Source organism: Enterobacter sp. SECR19-1250 (assembly GCF_013391025.1).
Lineage (GTDB): Bacteria > Pseudomonadota > Gammaproteobacteria > Enterobacterales > Enterobacteriaceae > Enterobacter > Enterobacter cloacae.
Genome location: NZ_JACASJ010000285.1, coordinates 1 through 956, shown reverse-complemented (window position 1 = coordinate 956; position 956 = coordinate 1). Strand labels below are relative to the sequence as shown.

Genomic DNA, 956 nt, shown 5'->3' with positions numbered 1-956 from the left:
TGCGTGATCTGATCCTTCAACTCAGCAAAAGTTCGATTTATTCAACAAAGTCGGTCTGAATTCTAAGATAGCATTCGAAACCTCGTTTATGTACTCTGGAAAAAGAACATCATCACCATCCAAAAATGCAATATATTCTCCTTGTGCTATTTTTAAACCAGCGTTTCTGGCACCTGATAGCCCGGCATTGAGTTGATTAATTACTTTTATATTTTTCTTACCTGCACATAAAGATTTAATAATATTCTTTGTGCAATCAGTAGAACCATCATTAACAATGATAACTTCAGTTTTCACATCCAACTGAATAAATACAGAGTCTAAACATTCCTTTATATAACTTTCAACATTGTAGCATGGTATTATAATACTTAATGTAATATCACTCATGGCTTTTCCATATTTTTTTCAGATAACCTTTTTTTAATGCAATTATTAATAGCAAAATAAAGGTAAGGGTTTCTGTAATAAGTATAGACAATGATGCTCCAGATGCACCATATAAAGAACAAAGAGGAATAGCATATGATAAATGCAATAAACCTGTAAAAATAGGAAGCTTTGCATAAATTTTATTATGGCCGAGAGGTAAAAGCACATAGTTGCATAAAATTACAGATGATACTATCAAAATTATCATTGGAGACATTAATTTTAGAATCATGATAGATTCGTCAAATTCTCTGCCAAGCATAATGTTTGAAATATATGCCGAGCATAAATAAAACATTATGCTCGCAATTAAAGCTAAACCACCTTGTATCAGAATTATCTTTTTAACAAAAGAAAATCCAGCCTCTCTAGATTCTTTGAAAAGAGCATTAACTCTTGGATATAAAGCACCACCCAGAATCAAGAAAGCGCCCATTAAAGCCTGCCTTAATTTATCAGCAGCGATATATATCCGTCATTCCGCAGCTAATTCCAGAATTTAAATAGCGTGATCTGGCGATCAG

General features: G+C 32.5%; 2 protein-coding genes. Both read right to left on the bottom strand.

The annotated features are described in order from the left end of the window. Nucleotides 1-21 precede the first annotated feature (21 nt). Complete coding sequence (locus tag HX884_RS26635) at nucleotides 22-390, bottom strand: glycosyltransferase family 2 protein (RefSeq protein WP_178329049.1); 369 nt, start codon at nucleotides 388-390, stop codon at nucleotides 22-24. Then, complete coding sequence (locus tag HX884_RS26630) at nucleotides 383-868, bottom strand: polysaccharide biosynthesis C-terminal domain-containing protein (RefSeq protein ID WP_178329048.1); 486 nt, start codon at nucleotides 866-868, stop codon at nucleotides 383-385. Before HX884_RS26630 ends, HX884_RS26635 begins: the two co-directional genes overlap by 8 nt. Nucleotides 869-956 lie beyond the last annotated feature (88 nt).

Bases quoted from the DNA above. Each gene is read 5' to 3' on its own strand.
- HX884_RS26635 (WP_178329049.1), bottom strand. From the start codon at position 390: ATGAGTGATATTACATTAAGTATTATAATACCATGCTACAATGTTGAA.
- HX884_RS26630 (WP_178329048.1), bottom strand. From the start codon at position 868: ATGGGCGCTTTCTTGATTCTGGGTGGTGCTTTATATCCAAGAGTTAAT.